The following is a 21,822-nucleotide window of genomic DNA, read 5'->3' as shown; positions in this document are numbered from 1 at the left end:
CTCTTAAAATATAAAAGTCCCGAATCAGACCGGAACTTTTATTTGTGTTTAAAAACCAACTAATATCAACACGATTGTATTTTATAGGCAATGGTTGCTAAGGTTTAATTACATCCTCATGCGGCCTCCACTACCGCCACCGCCACGCTGACCTGGCATCTGCATATCGCCGCTCATGTTTCTACCCCCAATGCGCGTTAATGAGTAGGTGAAGGAGAACATATAATAACGTCTTAATACATTAGAAGTTAAATCAACAATTGAAGTTCCCGTAGCGGTTCTGCTCACACCGGTGTTCTGGTTAAGTGCATCATTTATAGAAAACTTGAATGTTCCCCTATTTTTAAAAAACTGACGGCTGATGTAAGGATTAAGAATGGTGTATTCCTGGTTAAACAAATCACCGCCACCAAAATTCCTATAGTAATCGATATCAATGGCTAACCGGATACTAGCTGGCAATACATAACTGACATCAAAACTAGGATTGATGGTATAATACTGTGTATTGGATGATGGCCTGGCAGAAAATGTAGAGTTCGTATAACTTCCGGTTATACCTCCTGTTAAATCAAATTTATCTACATTGGTAACCAATTTATAACCGTTTGAAATGGTGTAACTATTGGTTACATTCTTTACCAGCGCGTTGCTCACCTGATCTGCAATAAAATTCACATTTCTGTTATAAGAGCCGTTACCGGAAATATTCAGCGTTAGCTTACGCTCTGCCATCAAGGGCAGAGACCAGGTGGCATTGGCATTACCTGCATAAACGCCGTCAACATTAATATAACTTACCTGCTGAACACCTCCTGACAAAGGTACAACCGTGTTTCCGATGGCGTTAAACGTTTGCGTAAGATTTAAACCAGCAAAGAAAAAACGACCAGTTTCAATATTAAAATTGTTAAAGTTAATTCTCAACTGGTTATTAAACGCAGGTTTTAATTCAGGATTACCCAAATAAATGGTTTGAGCGTTTGTATTGTCAGGTATCGGTTGGATCTGATCAATAGTTGGCTGATTGGTTGAGCCACGGTAATTGATGAATAAACGCTTGCGGTTACTAAAATTATACCTGAACTGTGCTGACGGTGTAATATTGATAAAATTCTGGGTCCGCCTTAAACCTGTTGTTAAATTGGTATTTACCCTATTGGTCTGTTGCGCAGCTACGCCGATATTCCAGTTGTATTTTTTCTCGGTTGTAGTTAAACTTAACCCTGCCGCATTGGTTAAAGTACGGTTATTATAGATATTGGAAAATGTATTATCTACAAGGTCAAATTGTAGCGTTAATGGATTGTAATTAAATACATCTCTTTGCGAATCGCTATTTGAATAACCGTTCTGATAATTAACCTCCACACTTAAAGTCTTGTTTAACGGTTCAGTATAAACCACTCTTGTGGTATTGTTTATGGAATGACTGCTGGTATTGTTTAACTGATTGGTAATGGTATCTCTTGCTACTGTTCCTTTTGTAATTTTGTCATTTCTATAGTTAAGGTTCGTCCCGTCATTATCGTTAATGCTGGTATTTACATTTAAGGATAACGTGCGGCCTCTCCGTTTAAAGCTCTTGCGGATCAATAAATTGTTACCAATGCTAGGTGTTGCTGTAGTTGTAGTATTCTGCTGCGAACCGATTGTAGAGCCATCATCAAGTATTCTGGTATAGCTGTTTAAATTGTTACCATCGGTTTCGGTATAAGCGAGGTTGGGCTGAATTTTAACAGATAAAGATGGGTTAATTTTGGTATCGACCATAAAATTGAAACGGTGGTTAATCCTGTCAGAGGTATTATTTATCGCTTCATCAATGTTGTTGGTACCGCCGGCGAGGTTCTGGGTATTGGAGTTTTGGATAAGTTCTGAATTTGCCTTATTAAAGAAATAACTGGCCTGAAACTGGGTCCCATCTTTATAGGTATCGGCAAAGTTTAAACCTGCTGCGTTTGTAGTGGTAATTCCGCCGCTTCCGCCGCCATTACTTCCGCCACCAAAACCACCACGTCCGCCACCGAAGCCCCCAAAACCATTGCCTACACCTCCGCCCTGTCCAAAATTCTGCTTGTTTACATTGTTAAACTGACCGATAAAACTAATCTGCCTGTCATCGTCAAATTTGTTTACGTTAAGGCTCGCATCATAACGGTCGTTTGAACCATAACCGACTGTACTGTTACCGAAGTAACCGTGTTTCATACCATTTTTTGTAGTGATGTTCAAAATCTTGTTTCTTGTTCCATCATCAATGCCGGTAAATTGTGCCTGTTCAGATAGTTCGTCGATTACCTGAATCTTATCTACCATGTCGGCAGGAAGGTTTTTGGTTGCCAGTAAGGGATCATTACCAAAAAATTCTTTACCATCAACCTTTACTTTGGTAATGGTTTCACCCTGAGCCTTTACACTCCCGTCTTTTGCTACCTCCACCCCCGGAACCTTTTTCAGGAGATCTTCTACCACGGCGTTTTCACGTACTTTAATTGATTTGGCATCAAACTCCAGGGTGTCCTTTTTCACCACAATAGGAATGGTAGCGGTAACATTAACGGTTTTCAAATCAACACCATCATCGCTCATCGCTATTTCGCCCGCGTTTACCGCTGCATTGGCCACTTCTATATCCTTGGTTGTTGTTTTTAAACCCAAAAAGGCAGCATAAATCCTATACTTACCCGGCGCTATAGCTTTAAAGGTAAAACTTCCGTCAGGATTGGTTTGACCGGAAGCCACCACACTCGAGTCTTTCAGGTTTTTAACTGCTATGGTAGCAAAGTCAACCGGTTTTTTATCTTTCGCGTTAACCACTTTACCGCTTATTGAGCCAGTATTTTGAGCCTGGGCCAGATATCCACAAAATAGGAGCATAATGAATATTGCCCGCTGAACGTTTCTTTTCATTAAAAAGTTAGGTATTATATTATAAAACTAAGCTATCAGACTAAAGAAAAGTCCAAAGGTTTGTTAAGGTGTGTTAAAAGCTTGGTAACATTTTAAATACAGCCTAGGGGAGATATTCAGGCCAGAAGAAAAAGCGGTCTGAAGGAAGGTTATTTTTGAGATGAAGGATAACTCTGGTAATATACTTTTGGGCAGTTACAGTCTTTTTTAAAGATACTACAGCCGCTTAAACATACCACTACGATTACACATAGAATGCTAACTTTCCTTCTCATTGAAATTTAATTTATGGAGCAATACATAACTAAAAACGGCCATTGATGCGCCTAACATATCACAGCCAAAATCCCACCATTCTGCAGAGCGGTAGGTGAAAACCTTCCATTGCAGCAATTCTATTCCACCACCGATAATGGCATTGATGAGCAAAATCTTAAAGATGGTAAATGTTCTGAAAGCGTAGGTATGCTGATATTTAATTTTACCAAAAAAGAGCAAGACAGATAAGACAAAAAAGAAGCCCATATGGGTCATTTTGTCAAAACCTTCAAAGAAAAAGTCGCTTTTTCCAACTGAATCGGAAATGTGCATATTACAAAACACCAAAACAACAAGCGTCCAGAGAAGGGCCCATTTTTGCTGTTTTAGTGCTTTGTACAAAATATCAGAAATTAAGCTCCTACCAGTTCCTGGTAAGCCTCTGCTGTTAATAAACTATCTAATTCAGCTGCATCCGCCAATGATACTTTAACCATCCAGCCTTGTCCATAAGGATCAGAATTAACCAATTCCGGATTATCATTTAATTCAGCATTAACTTCCAACACCGTTCCGGTAACAGGCATATACAAATCAGATACAGTTTTAACTGCTTCTACGGTACCGAAAACTTCTTCTTTAGCAACCTCACTACCTACAGTGTTAATATCAACATAAACGATATCACCCAATTCACGTTGTGCAAAATCGGTTACGCCGATATAAGCTTCATTACCTTCAACTCTAACCCACTCGTGGTCTTTGGTGTACTTTAATTCTGATGGAAAATTCATTATTTTATATTTTGAAAATAAGTTATCTAAGTTGTTGCTCTGTCAGGGCTTGCAAACATTTTAAAGCTTCCTGACATTTACACTCCAAAAATACAATTTACTTTCACATATCGCAATGCCTAATCCATTAACTTAGATATTAATTTATCAGCACTACGCTAATATATTGCAACATTTATCAATTGAACAAACATCTATTTTGCTAGGCTGCTGTTTCGACGATGTTATGCGCGGGTATTAAAACGCCGGCTTGTGATTCTATACTACGGCAGCAATTGCAGTGAATAAATAGAAACAATTAAACATCAGGTATATGGCATGATGGTGGCTGCTACTATAACCAGTCAACCTTAAATTATGATATTCGATTCAACCCATCAATAATTGATAATGAATAGTTCAAAATCATACGCTCCTCATATAGTACTTTAATCTAAAGTCATTATCCACACCAGTAATGATATAATAAATAATAGCGTAAATATGGATCCGATTATGTCAAATTTGCTCATAACATTTGGTTAATAATATTCACATACGAAATGTTTTATCAAATGGTTTCCTCATCTTTTCATTTTACGATCACAATCTACACGTTTATTAAATTGTAGACATTTCCGAAGCGGTCAATTAATTGCTTCCAACACCTCATTACCAGATAAGCAGGCCGCTTTACACTATATTTATCCTCTTATTTTGTATTAAAAGTTTTTAGAAACTCAAAACGAACACAATTACGAATGGGGCTCGGGTAAGCTTGTTTTATTCACGCTGAGAACATGTAAAAAGATAACATTCAGAACTTATACCAGTAGCAACAGTATAATTTTAATCTTTCAAAGATGACTATACTGGTTTCAATCGGAAGTTTGCCCGCTTAACTAAAATTTCAGGGACATAACAACACATTCAATAATTACACCATTAGTTACGATGTAGTATCATGATCTGCTTCTTCCTAAATTGATTGCGTTTCTTCTGACACTGAAAATCGACTACCATTAGCATAAATGCCAAAATCAATAAAGTGATCAATAGCCAGTCCACCGTTGGACGGTCTCTCATAAAAAATACTTGGTTAGAATGCAAACATAGTAAAAAACTTAGTGTAACGCAATAATGCATATTTATGGTTATGATTAACGAACAAACGCATCTTTAGATAATAAAATGCATTAATGCTATTTAGCGTGAAGCGGTATATTATTCAAGCAATCCGATTAAATTACCTGCTATAGACACCGTTAAAGGCATGACTATTTTTATGGAATTGCCTGCTCTGGCTTGCCTTACCGACTAAAATCACCACTAAGGCACAAAGTAATAATAAGATTAACATCCAGTCAATTGTGAATTGCTTTTTCATTATCTGATTATTTAAAGACATGCAAATTTATGAAAAAAAATAAACGTAGTTCAGCAAATCCGCATCGCCAGATTAGGGTCGATACTAAGCCCTATACAGGAAAAATATGATCAGTTAAGAGCATTTGGCTTATAACCGGAGGATAAAGTCGCTACAATTCAAACCATAAGAAGATACTTGATCCTGCAAATAAGTATTTTTTTTCCAATCCTGCCTATTTATACATACAGAAAACATCACACCGTAAAAATATTAATTATTTGATTGCTAACAGATTAAGAAATACCGTAATATATACAAACATATTAGGAATATCTTTTCTGTTGGAATTCAAATCTTTTAAATGAAAAATTACGTATCTATGTAAATCTAACCATACACAATACCTAACCAAAAACTAATTATGAGTAAGCTAATTATTGTTGCAATTATTTTTTTCACCTTATTTTGGGCAGTTCTGCTGATCGTAAAGCCCATAATCCTGGCTGTTTTTATTGTATTAACCAGCATTGTATTTTGGCTGAATACCAGATATGCAAAAAGCATAGAATAAAGCTTTAGCCATAGGAAACCTTTTCAGGAATATGGGTTTCCTATGCCGAAACGGCTTAAATTTCCGCTCCAGCTAAGCAACTCCCCCCTATTCATCCTCTGTTGCCCCCTAACAAAGAAGGAGAGAAATTACAGACTAATATCCTTAGGCTGACTGATAACCTGAACCTGATAATTATTTAGTTAAAATACTGTCTTATAAGCGCCCCATCCCTGACCAACTCGTCATGCTGAACTTGTTTCAGCATCTTTTTAGCAGGAAAGACCCTGAAATGAATTCAGGGTGACGGGCGATTAATTAAAAAAGTCAATATAAGCTACCGATAGGTAATATTATTAATCGAACTCAGGTTGATATACAAAACGGGTTAGTCAACCGTGTGTGTAAAAAAATATGTCTTTGCGATCATCCAACTTGTAAAAAACAACAATGCTTGCAGAAATCTGTGTATAACAGCGCAGTTTAAAGGAGATGCAAACCCAGCATCAGGTAATGATATAGAATTTTACTGCTTAATAATATCAAACATCATTAATTCAATGTAAACCTTAAGCTAAAACCAAAATTACTGAAAGAGGTATTAAAGGTTTGCGAAGTATAAGGTTTTGTAATATTCGAATCGTAAAATAACTTGATATTAAATTTCTGATTTAACACATAATCTACACTCGGCCTTAGGGTAATATTCTTGGCTCCCGAAGATACTTCGGCTTCAGTGACATCGGCACGATAGATAACTGTTTTGTTATCACGGATGGCCACATCCAATTTAAAATCCATATTGTTATCCATTTTGAGGCTTTTAAACCATCCGAACGGAAAGCGGAATTTATTGGTGCGATAGCCGAGACCCAATACCATATTATTTTCAGACAGCTGTGCCAATTGACTGTTCGCCAGGCTAAGCCCCAGCAAACGCGACCGGTTTAATTCGAAAGAAGCAGTGAGGTTATTTTTAAATCTGGTATCCACACCAACCAATGGAGAAAAGTACTCGGAAATGGTTACCTGAGCAAACTGGTATTCAGGCAAAAAATTATTATTCACATCTCTACTGCTAACGGCGCCGTTCGTTTCCTGATAACGCAACAAGGTATTAAATCCATTAATATTATAAGCTGAGCGATAGCCATGACGGATATCGACAGATGAAAACTGATCTGCAATAAACGCAATACGGGTTAAACCACTATACGTCAGGGTCCAGTTTGGAAGTGGTATTTTAGGGAAAGCATTCATTTTTGTTCTGCCGGCATCCTTGCCAGAATAAGCAGCCATAAAAGCAGAGATGATTACATCCTGGCTTTCCTTGCCGTATCCATCTGCGTACCCTCCACTAATGCCAGCCGAATTTGGGTTTTGCGCGCCCAGCCTTCTCGAAATAATTATCCGGTTAGCCATAAACTGATTGAATAATTCAGAGACAATAGTGGAGTTGCTTTCTTTAAATGCCGTACCCAAAGCGATGTATGATACACTATAATCGCCTGTAGTAATTGCACTCAGATTCTCAAATGATGATGCACTGGCCACATACCTGAAATTGGTACTGAAATTTCTGGTTTGCGCTTTATTGGCTTTTAAAGTAATCCGTAAATCTTTAAACGGTTCAACCAAGCCTGTAAACTGAAAATCTTCGCGCAGTGTATTAACATATAACTGGTTCTGTAAGGTATCGGTTGTTAACCAGCCATTGCCAAGCGCCATCTCGCGGATATCGCGCTGACTACCAAAAACGAACCCCAAACCAGGCGCTCCTGTAGCCCTGTCGATACCAAAAAACTGTGTTGTTGGCATATAACCTGGAAGAAAAATACCTTTTGTCTGCACAAAACTGGCATTAACATTTTTTAAGCTGGTTAAGATATTGATAAAAAAGTTCTTCGCTTTGCTCCCATCCTGATCATTCCCGGCATTTCTGATAAAGCCAAATTTGTTGTATAGGGCAGTCAGGTTTAACGTTGGGTTCACCTGAACGGTTCTGCTGTTTTGTACCGTATTACCTAAATTTATATTCGGATCGCGTAAGGTAGATAGCGGCTCCGTTTGCCAGTTAAAGTTGGTTCCATAACGGGTTTTTACGGTCACCCAGTTTAGTCCTGGTATTTTATCAATCGGTAAATTATAGGTAACGTTTAAGTTGTGGTTATAATCAGTTGTACGGCCTAAGCGCTTTAGGTTCTGCCAAACGGTATCACGTTTAATGCCATCAATTCTGCCATCCGGTTCATCTATAATCGAATAATTTGTGGCATTAAAATCCAGCTGTAATGAACGTGTAAGGTTCCACGCAATACCATAAACACGGCTCATGGTAAAGTTTTTATTAAAGGTAGTGCCGTATCCGCTCTGGTAAAGCCCAATGGTATTGTTTGGATCGTTATTCCGTAAGGTGTTTTCTGAATATAAACGGTCTACATCGATTCTGAAATTAATGGCACTAGGAAAAATACTAAAGTTAAAATCCCTTAACAAAGCCAGCATGTTCGATTTTATAATCTTTTCAAAAGGGGCTATTGTTTTGGCTTCTTTTGAATAACTGTACTGTAACGATGCCCTGTAGGTATTCTGAATGCTGTTTTGATTAATAAAATCACGATGATTATATTGGGTATAAGCATAACTTGCAGCAAAATTTTCAATATCCCAGAGTTGGGCAGGTTTACTGGTATTGGTACGTTCCTTCCTAACATTGGTGAAGTTGATGCCCCTCCTAATGGTATAATCCTGTGCGAAATTTAAAATCGAATCTTTTTGCTCCTTGGTAGATTGTGATAATGCATTTTTGAGCTCAATATCTGGTGTCCTTGGATTGAATTGCGGCGTAGAGACCTGTTTAGAGTAATTCACGAACATCGGTATTTTCACACCCGATTTCTGTGGCAGGAACTTGCCCAATTCCATAGCTGAAGAAACATCAAGTAATACATTGTCTGCACGGTTCCGCTCGCTCACTTTCGAATCAATAGATCCAAAACCAATGGTCGATTTACTTCCTGAAATATTTACATCTGCAAAATCGGCCAGTTTCAGGTTCAGTCTTCCTGTGGCTGCCCAACCGCCTCTTTCATCAAATTCGGTTAACCTTAATTCGTTAAACCAAACCAGTGCATTTTTATCAAGACCATCATCATTCTGCTCATCATTGGCGGCGCGGAGCGGATTTTTAACACCCACCATATATACCCGAACCTTGCTCATATCAGGCTGCCCTTTAACAATGATTGTCCTTGTTCCGTCGGTATAGGTAAAGGGAACATTTGCAGGCCATGGCTGCCCGTTCGCTTGTTTGGCAACGTTACGGGCTAACTTAGCATTCTGAAAAAGCGTTAAGTTAATATCCATTCTATTGGCTTCAGGCCAAATGGCATCGGCATCTCTTGTACCAGGGTTAGTAACCTTTAACGGAATTACATATTCATAATAGTTATCTTGATTGTCGGTACCAATCCGCAAGAACGCTGCAACATCATTATCATTCAAAACCTGGTTATTAACCGCTTCAGCATGAATAAACATTTCCAAATGTTTATAAGACCTAAAATCACTGTAAGCTGTTTTAAATGCTGCTCTACCGTAACCATCTCTTAACGATTTTACGGTAACCGATAACGATTGTTCATTTAAACGTGTATCGCCACGATAATTGCTATAGTCTCGCTCGCGAAGAATACCAGGCGGCGTTACATACGGAATTGGTGAACGTTTGCCGTTCTCTTCAATGTTTACCGTCGAAACTTCAATGGTAGAATTATCAGGAGTAAGTGCGGGTAATGATGGATCTACAATTACTTGCGAAGCCTGGTTAGCAGCATTAAACTCCCTCCACTCCCCACGGATCAATTGCAACTTCGCGAAACGCATTACGGCAGTATCAGCAAAATTGGTCATAAACATTCTAAAGAAACGGATAGATTTAAAATCCTGGATACCGCCCACACGATCTTGATACTGGCTGATCGGGATTCTGAATTGATACCATGAAACGGCCTGCGTATTTCCATTGGCCAGTCTCACCTGCGAGGTGACTTTATCAGTAATAAAGTTCTGTCCAACATTTAAATCACCCGGACGCATCGAAACCTTATATTGAAAATACTCATCGCTTTGCGTCATGTTATTATCGCGGTTGATGTCTTCCCCGTCCGGTAACGAAGTGGATGCTGAATTTTCAAGGCCTAATTCTTCCTGCGACTGCTGTGATGTTTTAGAGTTTCCTTCTGTTCCGTTGTATTTTTCATAACGCTTAAGAATACCTGCATTGATCTGATCTAATGCCGGTCCCCTGAAATAGGTGTAGTTATCTGATGATGGATCGGCATCAATTGCTGCCGAAGCTGTTGCATTCAGTTGCGATTTGATCTGCGTAATTGCCGCAGCAAATTTTACTTTCTCATCAGCATCTGATAATCCGTCCAAACCTACATCCTGAGCCCTACGCGAATTTGGATCATTATCGAAAGCCTGCACTACGGGTTGTAGTTTCGGCACACGCCCCCAAACGGTTTCATCATATTTGCTCGGATCGTTTGTAGCAGGCAAACCATTTTCCAAAGATTTTCTACCATCTTTCAGAATATCCTCTGATATGTTTCCGAGGTTGAAATAAATATCACCTCCCGCCGAATTCGGTTTATAAATAAATGGATCCATTACCCAAAATTCGATAAAGCCAACATTTAAGGCTTCAAAATCATTGGTTTCGATTTTTCGCTGAAAACCGCCCCAACTGTTCCTGGGCTGCAACAAACTTCCATCTGGCCTGAAATCAGTAGTACGAAAATTATATGGCCCCCTAACAGTTGGATAAAAGGCCACATCCAAAGTGGTAATGTTTAAAGCCTGCCCTGTTGCGGTTTCCTTAAATGGAAAAACCTCCTGTTCAATTACCTCTCTTACGTAGTGATTGGAAAGTTCGGTGCGGTTGCCCCTGATATTGGCAGGTGTAGTAGAAGCAGCTGAATTGTAAAAAGTTGGATCGATATTGTAAAACGCGATCCTCGCCCGGTTATAACCGTATGATAAATCGTTGGATTTATTAAATTCCGGAAAAAGCTGTGGTGTACCGGATAGTTGCCAGGCAATAGCACTCTTTAAATCGATTACCGATCTTGAAGCTTCGAAATCATCCAGATAACTTACCCCGTTTTTACTGCCTGCAAAATTCAGCGCTCGTGGATGACCGGGAATCAGTTGCGCGAATTCACCATAAAATGTTACACTTGATGGTGCTTTGGTTGAAATGAACGGCAGTTTATCAACCAGTTTTGTTAAAAATCTTGACGGTGAACTGTAATTAATATCTGCTCCCCAAATGGTATTGGAAATAGGCTCTTCTCCAATGTTTACCTTCTGGGTTAAAGGTTTTTCGGTCAGGTTCATTATTGTACCGCCGAGATTTAATTTATTATTTACACGATAATCTAAACGGGTTCCGAAAAGCGACCGTTGCTGCAAACCAAAGGTTTCACTGTTTTCTGTGGTAATCCTGATGGGTTGACCAGATACCAGAAGTGCCTGATTGATGATGCTTACCCGGCCACCCTGATAATCGACTGTAAAATCTACGCCCTCTGTTAGTGGCATCGTTCCTGCAAAAACCTTTACCGAGCCTTCGGGAACGTTGATGGCATTCAAGCTGAATTCAGAAGAAATGTCAGATTGGTAATTTACCCTGATGGTATACCTGTTCTGGTTTTGGAATAGTTGTCTCGCAATGGTTTGTGTTGAATCGTATAATGCCGTAAATGTATATTTATTAATCAACGCCTGTTCACTCGGCAAAAACTTTGCAGCCAGATCTTTACCAAAGGGTTCAATTACCGGAAAAATAATTCTTCCATTTGCCGGATCGATGGTAATATAACCTGCATTGGTATTGGTAACCAATGAGGTTTGTCCGTTGCTGCCTACACCGAACATACTGGCCTGATTGGCATTGCTTGCTGTAGAATAAGATCCAAAAGCATTGTTTGCTGCCACAAAATCGAAAACTCCATCAGGTTTCCGTTCGTTCTGTTGATTCAGACGATCAAATTCAGTTAGGTTAATCCACTGCTTGTTAGCCGTATTCTGACCTTCGGTCATGACCGGATTATCCACCCCTGTTTCATTATCAATACGGTAAATATCAAGTCTAAAATTTTGACTGCTGATCTGGTAGCCACCAATGGAGTAAATATTTTTCATCATCAGATCCCAGGTTGGCAGCTGTATCTTGGTCGTTTCGTTCTTTAACAACTTAGCATAAAGCATTTTTGGATTAGCCGCATCAAAAGGAACATCGGTAGAAAACTCACCCACCTGATATTCTACACCATTATAGGTATAGCGGTAGGCAACAGCTAAAACCTCATCGGCATTTAGCGGGTTGTTTAATGATAAATACCCCAACTGTGGCTGAAAGGTAAATTCCCGCTCTGTTAACTTTCTGGCGTAAACCAGTTTGGCAAAGTTATCGGTATTGCTACTGTTAGCTGGGGTTGTTTGGAAGAAAGAAAGGGCTGCATTAGAATTTGTTTGCCTGATTGCTCCGCCCTGATAAGCGTTTAACTGCGAGATCAGGTTGTTTGATTGTTGTGCAAAACCAGTAGCGGTAGTTCCTGCCGGTAAGCCTGAAGTTCCACCTGTAATTAATACATTGTTGAAAGGAACATTTTCACCCAGGTCCATTAAGCCCAATACATCCCTCGAGTCGGTTGTACTCCCTGCCTTATTGGTAATCCAAACTTCAATTTTAGTAATCTGGATAGGTGAAGTGATAATAGGTGCGTTGGCCAGGTTCCTGTTATAGTTATTTCTGAAATATTGTGATAGGAAATAGTGTTTATTGGCTTCGTAGCTATCAATGCTTAATGTCGTGGTATTTTGCTGTGCGCCATTAGTAATTTTAATCTCTCTCGATTGCGATTTTTGTTGAGTATAAACACTGGTTACGTTTAAACGTCCAAATTTAAGTTGCGTTTTTATACCAAAAAGCGCCTGTGTTCCGGTAATCAATGAGGTATTTAAAGGCAAACTTACGTTACCCGCTTCTATTTTCTGAATAATATCATCTACGCCTCCTGTATAATCCAGTTTGATCTGATTTTCAAAATCAAACTGTGCTTCGGTATTGTAATTACTTTTAATTTTCAGCTTGGTACCGATATTTCCAACAAGGTCCATCTGGATCCTCTGGTTAAAATCGAAATTGGTCTGTACCCTTTGCCTTTCGTTAAAAAGTGGGTTTTCGTTTTTATTTATCCTGCCCAAAAAAGTAAGTTCGGCCTCGCCACGAGGCTGAATATCAATTGTTGTACCTCCAAATAGTTTTTCAAAAGCTTTACTGTTTACCTGGATTTTTGGAATTATGCCCGTAGTCCTATAATCGCTTACTTCAGCATTGGAAATACTACGCCAGTTCCCCCTTTTGATTTCGCTGTTTACCAGGCGCTGGTACTCATCAATGGTTAAATACTGGGTATTAAGGACAAATTTTTCTCCTATCAGTTCCTTAACCACATAACGTTTATTCTTCGCGTCGTATTCTACAACCCGTTTTAAATTACTTGGAGATGGATAAAATGGATGAACTGCCGAACCAATCCCTAATTGTTCTTTTTCACGCAGGCTGAAGTTATTTTTAGGCTTAACCGTATCCGTTTTGCCTGCAACAACTTGAGAATAAGTAGTTTGAGAAGCAGTTAAAAAGAGAGAAATGAGAAAAAGAAATGTAGATATTCTCTTCAAAGGCGTTAATCTATAAAGTTTTCAAAGCTTGTTTAATTAGTTGCTCTACCGAAAGACTTCCTTCCGTCACTTTTAATATTTGGTCTATAGTTTTTTCGGCAGTTTGTTTGGCGAATCCGAGCATTACCAATGCTGATAACGCTTCATCTTTAACAGTATTGTGTTGAGGCATAGAAATTAATGAATCTGCCCCTTCTTTTTTTAATTTATCCTGTAGTTCTAAAACCAGGCGTTGTGCGGTTTTTGCACCCAGGCCTTTTATCCGCTGTATCAGTGGCAAGTCTGCTTTAACAATTGCAGTTTGAATCTCTATTGGTGTGATGGAGGACAAAATCATCCTCCCGGTGTTTGGACCGATGCCCGATACCGAAATTAAATGTAAAAATAAACGGCGTTCGCCCTCATCAGCGAAGCCGTATAATGTATGTGCATCTTCTTTTACATGCAGCCAGGTATATAATTTGCACCTTTCTGCATCGCCCAAAGCGCTGTATGTGTTTAATGAGATATTTATATGATAGCCTATACCTCCGGCCTCAACCACAACATAAGCCGGGTTTTTGAATGTCAATCTACCATCAATATAGGCGTACATGTAATATTACTTTTTAGTTGTTTTCCCAAATATACCTTTTCGTTTCGATGTTGCAATTTCTTCTTTTCCCTGCACATCTACAACAGCTATGGTAACCATATTAACAATTTCGCGTACAGAACTACCTAATTGAACAATATGAACAGGTTTATTCAGTCCTAACAGGATTGGACCCACTGCTTCGGCACCGCCAAGCTCTTGTAACAATTTGTATGCAATGTTTCCGGATTCCAGATTTGGGAACACTAAAGTATTGGCCGGGGCATCTGCCAAAGTGCTAAATGGAAAATTATCCTGCAGCAATTCATTGTTGATGGCAAAATTCCCTTGCATTTCTCCATCCACTACAATTTCGGGATAGTTTTTATGAAGAAGCTTTACGGTTTCCCTAACTTTATTGGGGGTTATCCCATCGTTAGAACCAAAATTTGAATACGATAATAAAGCAATGCGCGGTTTAATGTTAAACTGTTTAACCGATTTATCGATCAGCAAAGTGATATCTACTAATTCCTCTGCCGTTGGATCTACGTTTACAGTTGTATCGCCAAAAAACACAGGACCTTTTTTGGTCATCATCATGTACATACCGGCAACGCGTTTAACACCTGGTTCCACACCGATTACCTGAAGGGCCGGTTTAATGGTAGCGCCATAATTTTTAGTTAAACCCGAAATCATCGCATCAGCCTCTCCAAATTCAACCATCGAAGCACCATAGTAGTTACGGTCTCTTAATAGCTTTGTCGCGTCGCGCATAGAAGAAACCCCCTTGCGCTGGCGTTTTTTGAAAAGTGCTTCTGCATATTGTTTGGTTTTTTCAGGATTCTGCATCTGATCGATGATCTCTACGCCCCCGAGTTCTAGAGCATGCTCATCAATAATCGCCTGTATTTTTTCGCGGTTACCCAATAGGATCGGAATGGCAATATTTTCATCTTTGACGATCTGGGCAGCTTTTAAAATTTTATAATTATCAGCCTCTGCAAACACCACCCGTTTAGGATCCATTTTCGCTTTGGTTGTAACCGCCCTCATAATGGCGTCATCCAAACCTAAACGTTTCCTGAGTTCTTCATTATAGGCATCCCAATCGGTAATAATTTTTCTGGCTACGCCGCTTTCAATTGCAGCTTTTGCCACAGCCGTTGATACTTCGGTAATCAACCTAAAATCAACAGGTTTTGGAATAATATAATCGCGCCCGAATTTTAAGTTTCGTGCATTGTAAGCCAGGTTAACGGCTTCAGGAACTGATTTTTTAGCCAATTCGGCAATTGCCTTAACCGCAGCAATTTTCATGGCTTCATTAATGCTGGTTGCGCGAACATCAAGCGCCCCGCGGAAAATATAAGGGAAACCCAGCACGTTATTTACCTGGTTCGGATAATCAGAACGGCCTGTAGCCATGATCAGATCTTTACGGGTTTTGATGGCCAGATCGTAGGCAATCTCAGGATTTGGATTCGCCATTGCGAAAACGATCGGGTTTTTGGCCATCCCCATCAACATGTCCGGAGATATAACGTTTGCTGCCGAAAGTCCGATAAAAACATCTGCCCCTTTCATGGCTTCTCCAATATTGGCGATATCCTTCCTTGTGGTAGCGAAGCCCATCCGGATATCATCCAGGTCGGTACGGTGGATATCAATCAACCCATTGATATCGAACATCACCAGGTTCTCTTTTTTAACCCCCAAGCTCAGGTACATTTTAGAGCAGGAAACTGCGGCAGCACCTGCGCCACTTACCACAACCTTAATTTTATCTATTTTCTTTTTCTGGATTTCGCAGGCATTCAATAATGCTGCACCAGAAATAATCGCCGTTCCATGCTGATCATCATGCATTACAGGGATATTCATCTCCTGTTTTAAACGTCGCTCAATCTCGAAACATTCAGGCGCCTTGATATCTTCCAGATTAATCCCTCCAAAGGTTGGCTCCAAAGCTTTAACGATTTTTACAAAATCATCTACATTTTCAGTATCCAGCTCCAAATCAAACACATCAATGTCGGAGAATATTTTAAATAAAAGACCTTTGCCTTCCATTACCGGCTTACCCGCTTCGGGGCCGATATTGCCCAGCCCTAAAACAGCTGTTCCGTTACTGATTACTGCAACTAAATTACCTTTAGCGGTATATTTGTAAACATCCTCTGTATTGTTTGCTATCTTTAAACAAGGTTCTGCAACTCCTGGAGAGTATGCCAGGGTTAAATCCCTTTGTGATGTTGTTGGCTTAGTAGGTACTACTTGTATCTTTCCCGGACGGCCTTGCGAGTGGTAATCCAACGCATCTTGCTTTCTATTCGTATTACTCATTAAGTAACTTATTAGTGACGGCGCAAAGGTACAATTCTTTTTATGAGGCTTAAAATAAAAAGCCGTTCAAAAAAAGTAAATGGCAGGAAAGAGATTGAAGTTTAGTTGCTGAATTAAATGGGAAAAGCAAGCGGCCTGACTTCGTTTACCGATGGACGCCGTTATGACAGCAATATTGCCCCAAAGAAATTTCACCGCTATTCCTTTAGATATAAATATCAGATTCCAGATAGGCTGTGAATTATCCTTTGCTGATTTTCAGGATCATCCCAGCTTGTAAACCTGCTTTTGACAAATTATTATCTCTTCTGATACTTTGTACAGTTGCCCCGTCAAATCGCTCTGCAATTTCCGATAAGGTATCGCCCATTTTCACTTTATAACTGAAAAACGATGATGGCGCTTTTAATGGTCTATGGTTTTTGGCATAAATCTTCAACCTTTGGCCAGGCACGAGTGTTTTGCTTTTTAAACCATTCCAAACCCTTAAATCTTGTACTTCTACACCAAATTTATCAGCAATTGTGGTTAAACTTTGTCCTGAGGCAACTTTATGAAAAACTACAGCTGATGCAGTTACGCTTTTATTCTTTTGCTTTCTTAAATCCCTTACATCATCGGTACCGGCAGCCACCACTTTCATGTCAACCTCTACTTCCTGGTTGTTCAGCACATCATAAATACCTGCATAATCGATATCCCTCAACTTTGGCATTACAATACGCTTTGGTTCATCATCGGTGCCGTTAACAATCTTCTTCTTATACGATGGATTTAAAGCCATCATAGCCGATTCTTCAATATTAAGCACCCTGGCTAAGGTAGCCAGAGATACAAACCGGGTAGTTTGTACGGTATCGGTTTTGAGGAACATATTCGAGGCCTGTGCCGTAATCTGGTGTTTGTGAGAATAGTTCATTACATAAACCGCAGCAATAAAGGCTGGCACATAATTTCTGGTTTCTTTGGGCAAAAACTGTCTGATTACCCAAAAATCCCTTGATCCTGCTTTATCAATGGCCCGGTTCACATTTCCCTTTCCACAGTTATAGGCAGCAATGGCCAGCAGCCAATCGCCAAGTTCCTCAAAAGCATCTCTAAAATAAGCTGCCGCAGCATAACTGGCCTGTATTGGATCTTTCCGTTCATCAACAAAATTATCCATCTTTAAGCCGTAAGCCTTGCCTGTGCCGAACATAAACTGCCAGATACCTGTAGCGCCCACTCTCGAAATCGCGTGCGGATTCATCTGCGATTCTACTATGGTAAGGTATTTTATTTCCTGCGGAATATTGTAATCCTTTAATGCTTTATCAAAAATGGGGAAGTAGTAACTCGATAAACCCATCATTTTACCAAACATGTCTTTACGTTTGGCATAAATATCAATATATTGCTGAACGTATTCGTTATAGGGAAGGGGTACTGTTTTGGCAATAGAATCTAGCCGGAGCTTATAAATAAAGTTCTGCCCCATAGTCAAGGGGTTTTCGGAAACAGCCGGTACGGCTACGGTATCAGTATTGATAAAGATATTGTTACGAATCTTTGGCAGGCTATCCAGCTTGAGCGTTTGCTGCGCAGAAGAGGAAGAAATAATTCCTAAACAAGCACAAATTGAAGCAAAAAGTAATTTTTTAATCATGGGCTATTGGTTCAAATTTTCATTAACCATGGCTTGCATTCCTACAAAACCTTTATGCAGATTCTTTCTTCTTTCCAATAAAAAAGATTAAGAGAAAACTGCAAACTTTCCAGACTATACCTGGAAAGCAGTTAATAAAATGTCATTGCCATACTTGATTATAATGCTGTTTGCATTAAAAATTGTGCGTAATTTCAATGACAATAAAACTATGATAAAAATGCCTGAGAAAAAGCCAGAAGCTTATCTTCCTCAAAATGTTTGGCTGTAAATTGTATACTTAACGGTAAACCTGCCTCATTATTGCCTATTGGCAAAGCAATCGCCGGATTTCCGCTTAAAGATGGTAGCACTGTAAAAATATCAGCCATGTACATCACCAGTGCATCCTGTAGATGATCACCTATTTTAAAAGCTGCTGTTGGAGCCACAGGAGATAGAATCAGGTCATAATCCTGAAATAAAACATCCATTTTTTCTCTGATCAGCCGACGTACCTGCTGTGCTTTTTGATAATAAGCATCGTAATACCCTGCACTTAAAACAAAAGTACCTAAAAGGATACGACGTTTAACTTCTTCGCCAAAGCCTTCGGCCCGGGATAATTTATAAAGTTCATTTAGGGATTTTGCTTCCATGTTACGGTGTCCGTAATGAACGCCGTCGTAACGCGAAAGATTTGATGAAGCTTCGGCAGTTGTTAAAATATAATATGCCGGCACCAGATAATCCAGCAGATCAAAAGAAACATACGTTACAGTATGTCCATCAGCTTTGAGCTGCTCAATTGATTTTAAAATGGCCGATTTGATTTCGGGATCAAGCGCTTCGCTTTCTATCGTTTCCTTTAATACCGCTATCTTATGTTTTTTCTGTTCATTTAACAAAACAGGATAATCAGGCACGGTAAAAAGAGAAACTGTTGAATCGTAATCGTAATCATCTGCACCTGCTAAAACCTGTAAAAGCAATGCTGCATCTTCTACTGAAGAGGTAATAGGGCCAACCTGATCAAAGGAAGAAGCGTAAGCAATCACCCCATATCTCGAAATACGGCCATATGTAGGTTTAAGCCCAATCTGTCCGCAAAATGCAGCCGGCTGTCTTACAGAGCCACCCGTATCGGTACCCAGTGCAGCTAAACACATATCAGCCTGAACGGCTACCGCCGAACCGCCTGAAGATCCACCCGGAACAAGCTCGGGGTTTGCTGCATTTTTAGCCGGTCCAAAGTAGGATGTTTCATTAGAACCGCCCATCGCAAATTCATCGCAGTTTAAACGGCCTATAATAACGGCATCTTCCTGTAATAAACGTTGCACAACGGTAGAAGAATATGGAGATACAAAGCCTTCAAGCATTTTTGATGATGCCGTAACGATATGGCCTTCATAACAGATATTATCTTTAATGCCAATTACCATCCCTGCAAGTTTACCTGCAGTTCCATTTTCTATCTTTTGCTGTACCGCTTTCGCCTGAACTTCGGCCGATAAAAAAAACACCTCATTAAATGCATTGAGGTGTTCATTATTTTTAATTTGCTTAAAATAATAAGCCAATAAATCGGGTAAAGTTAATTGCTTTTGCGAAATGAGTGTCTGAATCTCCTTCAGAGAGCTGTATTTCTTCAAAACTAAAAATTATTGCAATTAAACAGTTTTATCACGGTTAGATGGATCTACCTGATCTCCATCAACACCATCTTTACCATCTTTAAATTCTTTAACACCTTTACCTAAACCCCTCATCAGTTCAGGAATTTTTTTACCACCAAATAATAACAATACCACTACCGCAATAATGATAATTTCTGGCGTTCCAAGCATTGCTGCTATTGTTGTATTTAACATAACTTTTTGTTTAAACTTTTTCTTTGTCTGTTGTTATTTTCTCCTCAGCTGGCTTAGTGGCTTCAGTATGCGCTGTGCCAGGGGTTACCGTCTCATCAACAGGCGATTCTTCTGTAGGATGATGGCGCTGGTTGTGATTTTGTGCTGTTTCTTCTGCTTCCTCTTTATCCAGATCCATCGCATTGATATTTCTATGAATCTCACGCTTTACACCGTCAGAGGCATCTTTAAACTCCCTGATCCCTTTCCCAAGCCCTCTTGCCAGTTCAGGTAATTTTTTACCACCGAACAACAACAGAACTACTACCAAAATGAGCACGATCTCCGATCCACCCATGTTTAAAAACTCTAATAACGTGCCTTGATACATCACTAATATAATTTATACAAATATAGACATTTTAAAAACTATTCTTTTATTTACTGATCCAGGCTTCCGGATTCAAAGCCGCCTGCCCCCTTCTGATCTGAAACTTTAGAACAGCATCATCACCGGTATTAGCCACCACTCCTATGGTTTGTTTGGTATCAACAGAATTACCTACACTCACACTAACCGATTTTAGGTTCTGATATACGGTAAAATATTCACCATGGTTGATCAGAACCACCGTTCTGCCCATCATTACCTGTACAGCTGCAACCTTACCAGCAAATACCGCTCTGACAGCCGCACCATCAGTTGTGGTAATATCCACACCGTCGTTGGTATAACTGGCCTGATCTAACTTATGTAGCCCAAATCTTTCGGTTATTGTTCCTGTTGCTACAGGCCATGGTAACCTTCCACGGTTATTTTCAAAGCCTGCCGATAGTCTGGCCGTTTCAGGAGTTGCCGTTAACAGTTCACTGGTCGATTTGGCTTTAGCGGTTGGTGTAGGGGGCGTTGCTGGAGCAGGTTTATTTTCTGCTTTAGCTTTAGCTGCAGCAATCCTTGCTTCCTCTGCTGCCTTCCTTCTTGCCTCTTCAGCCGCCTTTCTTCTCGCCTCTTCAATTGCCCGTTGAATCGCAGCACTAATGGCCCGATCTATCTGTGCCTGCTGTTTTTTGCGGCTGCTAATATCCTGTCTGAACTGCTTTTCGTCTTTGCTCAGTTTATTTAATTCAACAGCTTGTTTACTTTTATCTTTACTTAAACGTTCACGCTCTTTTTCCTGCTCTTTTAAAAGATCACTTTTCTCCCTAAGCGTTTTATCCAGTACCTTAATCTTTCCGTCCAGGTCTTGTTTTGTGCTCTCAATATATCCGGCCTGTTTTTTACGGTATTGACTGAATTGCTGCAAGTATTTAATCCGTTTATAAGCCTGGTTAAAATCCTTTGATGCAAAAATGAACATCATTTTATCATACGAATTTCTATTTCGCTGCGCAAAGCGAATCATACCTGCATACTCCTTTTTAAGATCGCCTAACTGACCTTGTAACGTATGTACGGTATTTGTGTTCTGAGAGATTTGATTATCCAGATTTTTTATTTCGGAGTTAATGGTACCAATTTTATCCTGGCGCAACCTAATCTGGGCATTTATGGTATTAATCTGCTGTATGGTAAGCTTTTTACCATTGGCAGTTTTATTCAAGTTCTTTTGAAGCTGTTCTATTTCACGTTGTATAGCTTCTTTTTTCCTTCTGAGCTGGCTTTCCGTTTGTGCAACCGCAGAGGTCGTTAACACGCTTAAAAAAAGGATAAATAGGAGTTTCTGTAGCTTCATTAAGCCAAAAGTATAAAATTTTTACAGTAAAAAACACTAAAATTGAGATACTAACGTCATAATTACTTATTACA

The 21,822-nt window shown here is 39.5% G+C and carries 13 protein-coding genes; 1 reads left to right on the top strand and 12 read right to left on the bottom strand.

The features are described 5' to 3' along the window. Positions 1–108 precede the first annotated feature (108 nt). The 4 genes from DV942_RS15390 to DV942_RS23515 form a co-directional block, all read right to left on the bottom strand. Positions 109–2,913 carry an outer membrane beta-barrel family protein gene (locus tag DV942_RS15390; RefSeq protein ID WP_145858907.1) on the bottom strand — a complete coding sequence of 935 codons (2,805 nt, stop codon included), beginning with the start codon at positions 2,911–2,913 and terminating at the stop codon, positions 109–111. A gap of 258 nt (positions 2,914–3,171) precedes the next feature. Continuing rightward, on the bottom strand, positions 3,172–3,573 hold the full coding sequence (locus tag DV942_RS15385) for a VanZ family protein (RefSeq protein ID WP_145858904.1): 402 nt from the start codon (positions 3,571–3,573) through the stop codon (positions 3,172–3,174). An 11-nt stretch (positions 3,574–3,584) separates the two neighbouring features. After that, entirely contained in the window at positions 3,585–3,965 is a 381-nt protein-coding gene (gene gcvH, locus DV942_RS15380) for a glycine cleavage system protein GcvH (RefSeq protein ID WP_090982942.1), read from the bottom strand. 1,225 nt (positions 3,966–5,190) lie between these two features. Beyond that, positions 5,191–5,331, bottom strand: coding sequence for a hypothetical protein (locus DV942_RS23515; protein ID WP_159435222.1), 141 nt, complete (start codon positions 5,329–5,331; stop codon positions 5,191–5,193). A 403-nt stretch (positions 5,332–5,734) separates the two neighbouring features. Between DV942_RS23515 and DV942_RS23510 the strand changes: the two genes are divergently transcribed. Continuing rightward, on the top strand, positions 5,735–5,884 hold the full coding sequence (locus tag DV942_RS23510) for a hypothetical protein (RefSeq protein ID WP_186462320.1): 150 nt from the start codon (positions 5,735–5,737) through the stop codon (positions 5,882–5,884). Positions 5,885–6,415: 531 nt separating this feature from the next. Here the strand turns inward: DV942_RS23510 and sov are convergent. The 8 genes from sov to DV942_RS15340 form a co-directional block, all read right to left on the bottom strand. After that, positions 6,416–13,615, bottom strand: coding sequence for a T9SS outer membrane translocon Sov/SprA (sov, locus tag DV942_RS15375; RefSeq protein WP_145858902.1), 7,200 nt, complete (start codon positions 13,613–13,615; stop codon positions 6,416–6,418). Positions 13,616–13,625: 10 nt separating this feature from the next. Beyond that, positions 13,626–14,210 (bottom strand): Holliday junction branch migration protein RuvA, encoded by a 585-nt coding sequence (gene ruvA, locus DV942_RS15370; RefSeq protein ID WP_090982937.1) that lies wholly within the window; start codon positions 14,208–14,210, stop codon positions 13,626–13,628. Positions 14,211–14,216: 6 nt separating this feature from the next. After that, positions 14,217–16,538 (bottom strand): NADP-dependent malic enzyme, encoded by a 2,322-nt coding sequence (locus tag DV942_RS15365; protein WP_090982935.1) that lies wholly within the window; start codon positions 16,536–16,538, stop codon positions 14,217–14,219. A gap of 241 nt (positions 16,539–16,779) precedes the next feature. Next, entirely contained in the window at positions 16,780–18,183 is a 1,404-nt protein-coding gene (locus DV942_RS15360; protein ID WP_145858899.1) for a lytic transglycosylase domain-containing protein, read from the bottom strand. Between the two features lie 209 nt (positions 18,184–18,392). Beyond that, complete coding sequence (gene gatA / locus DV942_RS15355; protein ID WP_145858895.1) at positions 18,393–19,817, bottom strand: Asp-tRNA(Asn)/Glu-tRNA(Gln) amidotransferase subunit GatA; 1,425 nt, start codon at positions 19,815–19,817, stop codon at positions 18,393–18,395. 18 nt (positions 19,818–19,835) lie between these two features. After that, positions 19,836–20,036 (bottom strand): Sec-independent protein translocase subunit TatA/TatB, encoded by a 201-nt coding sequence (locus DV942_RS15350; RefSeq protein ID WP_029986031.1) that lies wholly within the window; start codon positions 20,034–20,036, stop codon positions 19,836–19,838. A gap of 10 nt (positions 20,037–20,046) precedes the next feature. After that, positions 20,047–20,406, bottom strand: a complete 360-nt coding sequence (locus DV942_RS24025; protein ID WP_280525534.1) for a Sec-independent protein translocase subunit TatA/TatB — start codon at positions 20,404–20,406, stop codon at positions 20,047–20,049. Positions 20,407–20,452: 46 nt separating this feature from the next. After that, positions 20,453–21,748, bottom strand: coding sequence for a murein hydrolase activator EnvC family protein (locus tag DV942_RS15340; protein WP_090982930.1), 1,296 nt, complete (start codon positions 21,746–21,748; stop codon positions 20,453–20,455). Positions 21,749–21,822: the final 74 nt, after the last annotated feature.

The sequence above is a fragment of the Pedobacter suwonensis genome (assembly GCF_007833675.1).
Taxonomy (GTDB): Bacteria; Bacteroidota; Bacteroidia; order Sphingobacteriales; family Sphingobacteriaceae; genus Pedobacter; species Pedobacter suwonensis.
Note: the sequence above shows the minus strand (reverse complement) of the source record. Positions and strands in the feature narration are given on the sequence as shown.

Bases quoted from the DNA above. Each gene is read 5' to 3' on its own strand.
- DV942_RS15390 (WP_145858907.1), bottom strand. From the start codon at position 2,913: ATGAAAAGAAACGTTCAGCGGGCAATATTCATTATGCTCCTATTTTGT.
- gcvH (WP_090982942.1), bottom strand. From the start codon at position 3,965: ATGAATTTTCCATCAGAATTAAAGTACACCAAAGACCACGAGTGGGTT.
- DV942_RS23515 (WP_159435222.1), bottom strand. From the start codon at position 5,331: ATGAAAAAGCAATTCACAATTGACTGGATGTTAATCTTATTATTACTT.
- DV942_RS23510 (WP_186462320.1), top strand. From the start codon at position 5,735: ATGAGTAAGCTAATTATTGTTGCAATTATTTTTTTCACCTTATTTTGG.
- ruvA (WP_090982937.1), bottom strand. From the start codon at position 14,210: ATGTACGCCTATATTGATGGTAGATTGACATTCAAAAACCCGGCTTAT.
- DV942_RS15365 (WP_090982935.1), bottom strand. From the start codon at position 16,538: ATGAGTAATACGAATAGAAAGCAAGATGCGTTGGATTACCACTCGCAA.
- DV942_RS15360 (WP_145858899.1), bottom strand. From the start codon at position 18,183: ATGATTAAAAAATTACTTTTTGCTTCAATTTGTGCTTGTTTAGGAATT.
- DV942_RS15350 (WP_029986031.1), bottom strand. From the start codon at position 20,036: ATGTTAAATACAACAATAGCAGCAATGCTTGGAACGCCAGAAATTATC.
- DV942_RS24025 (WP_280525534.1), bottom strand. From the start codon at position 20,406: ATGTATCAAGGCACGTTATTAGAGTTTTTAAACATGGGTGGATCGGAG.
- DV942_RS15340 (WP_090982930.1), bottom strand. From the start codon at position 21,748: ATGAAGCTACAGAAACTCCTATTTATCCTTTTTTTAAGCGTGTTAACG.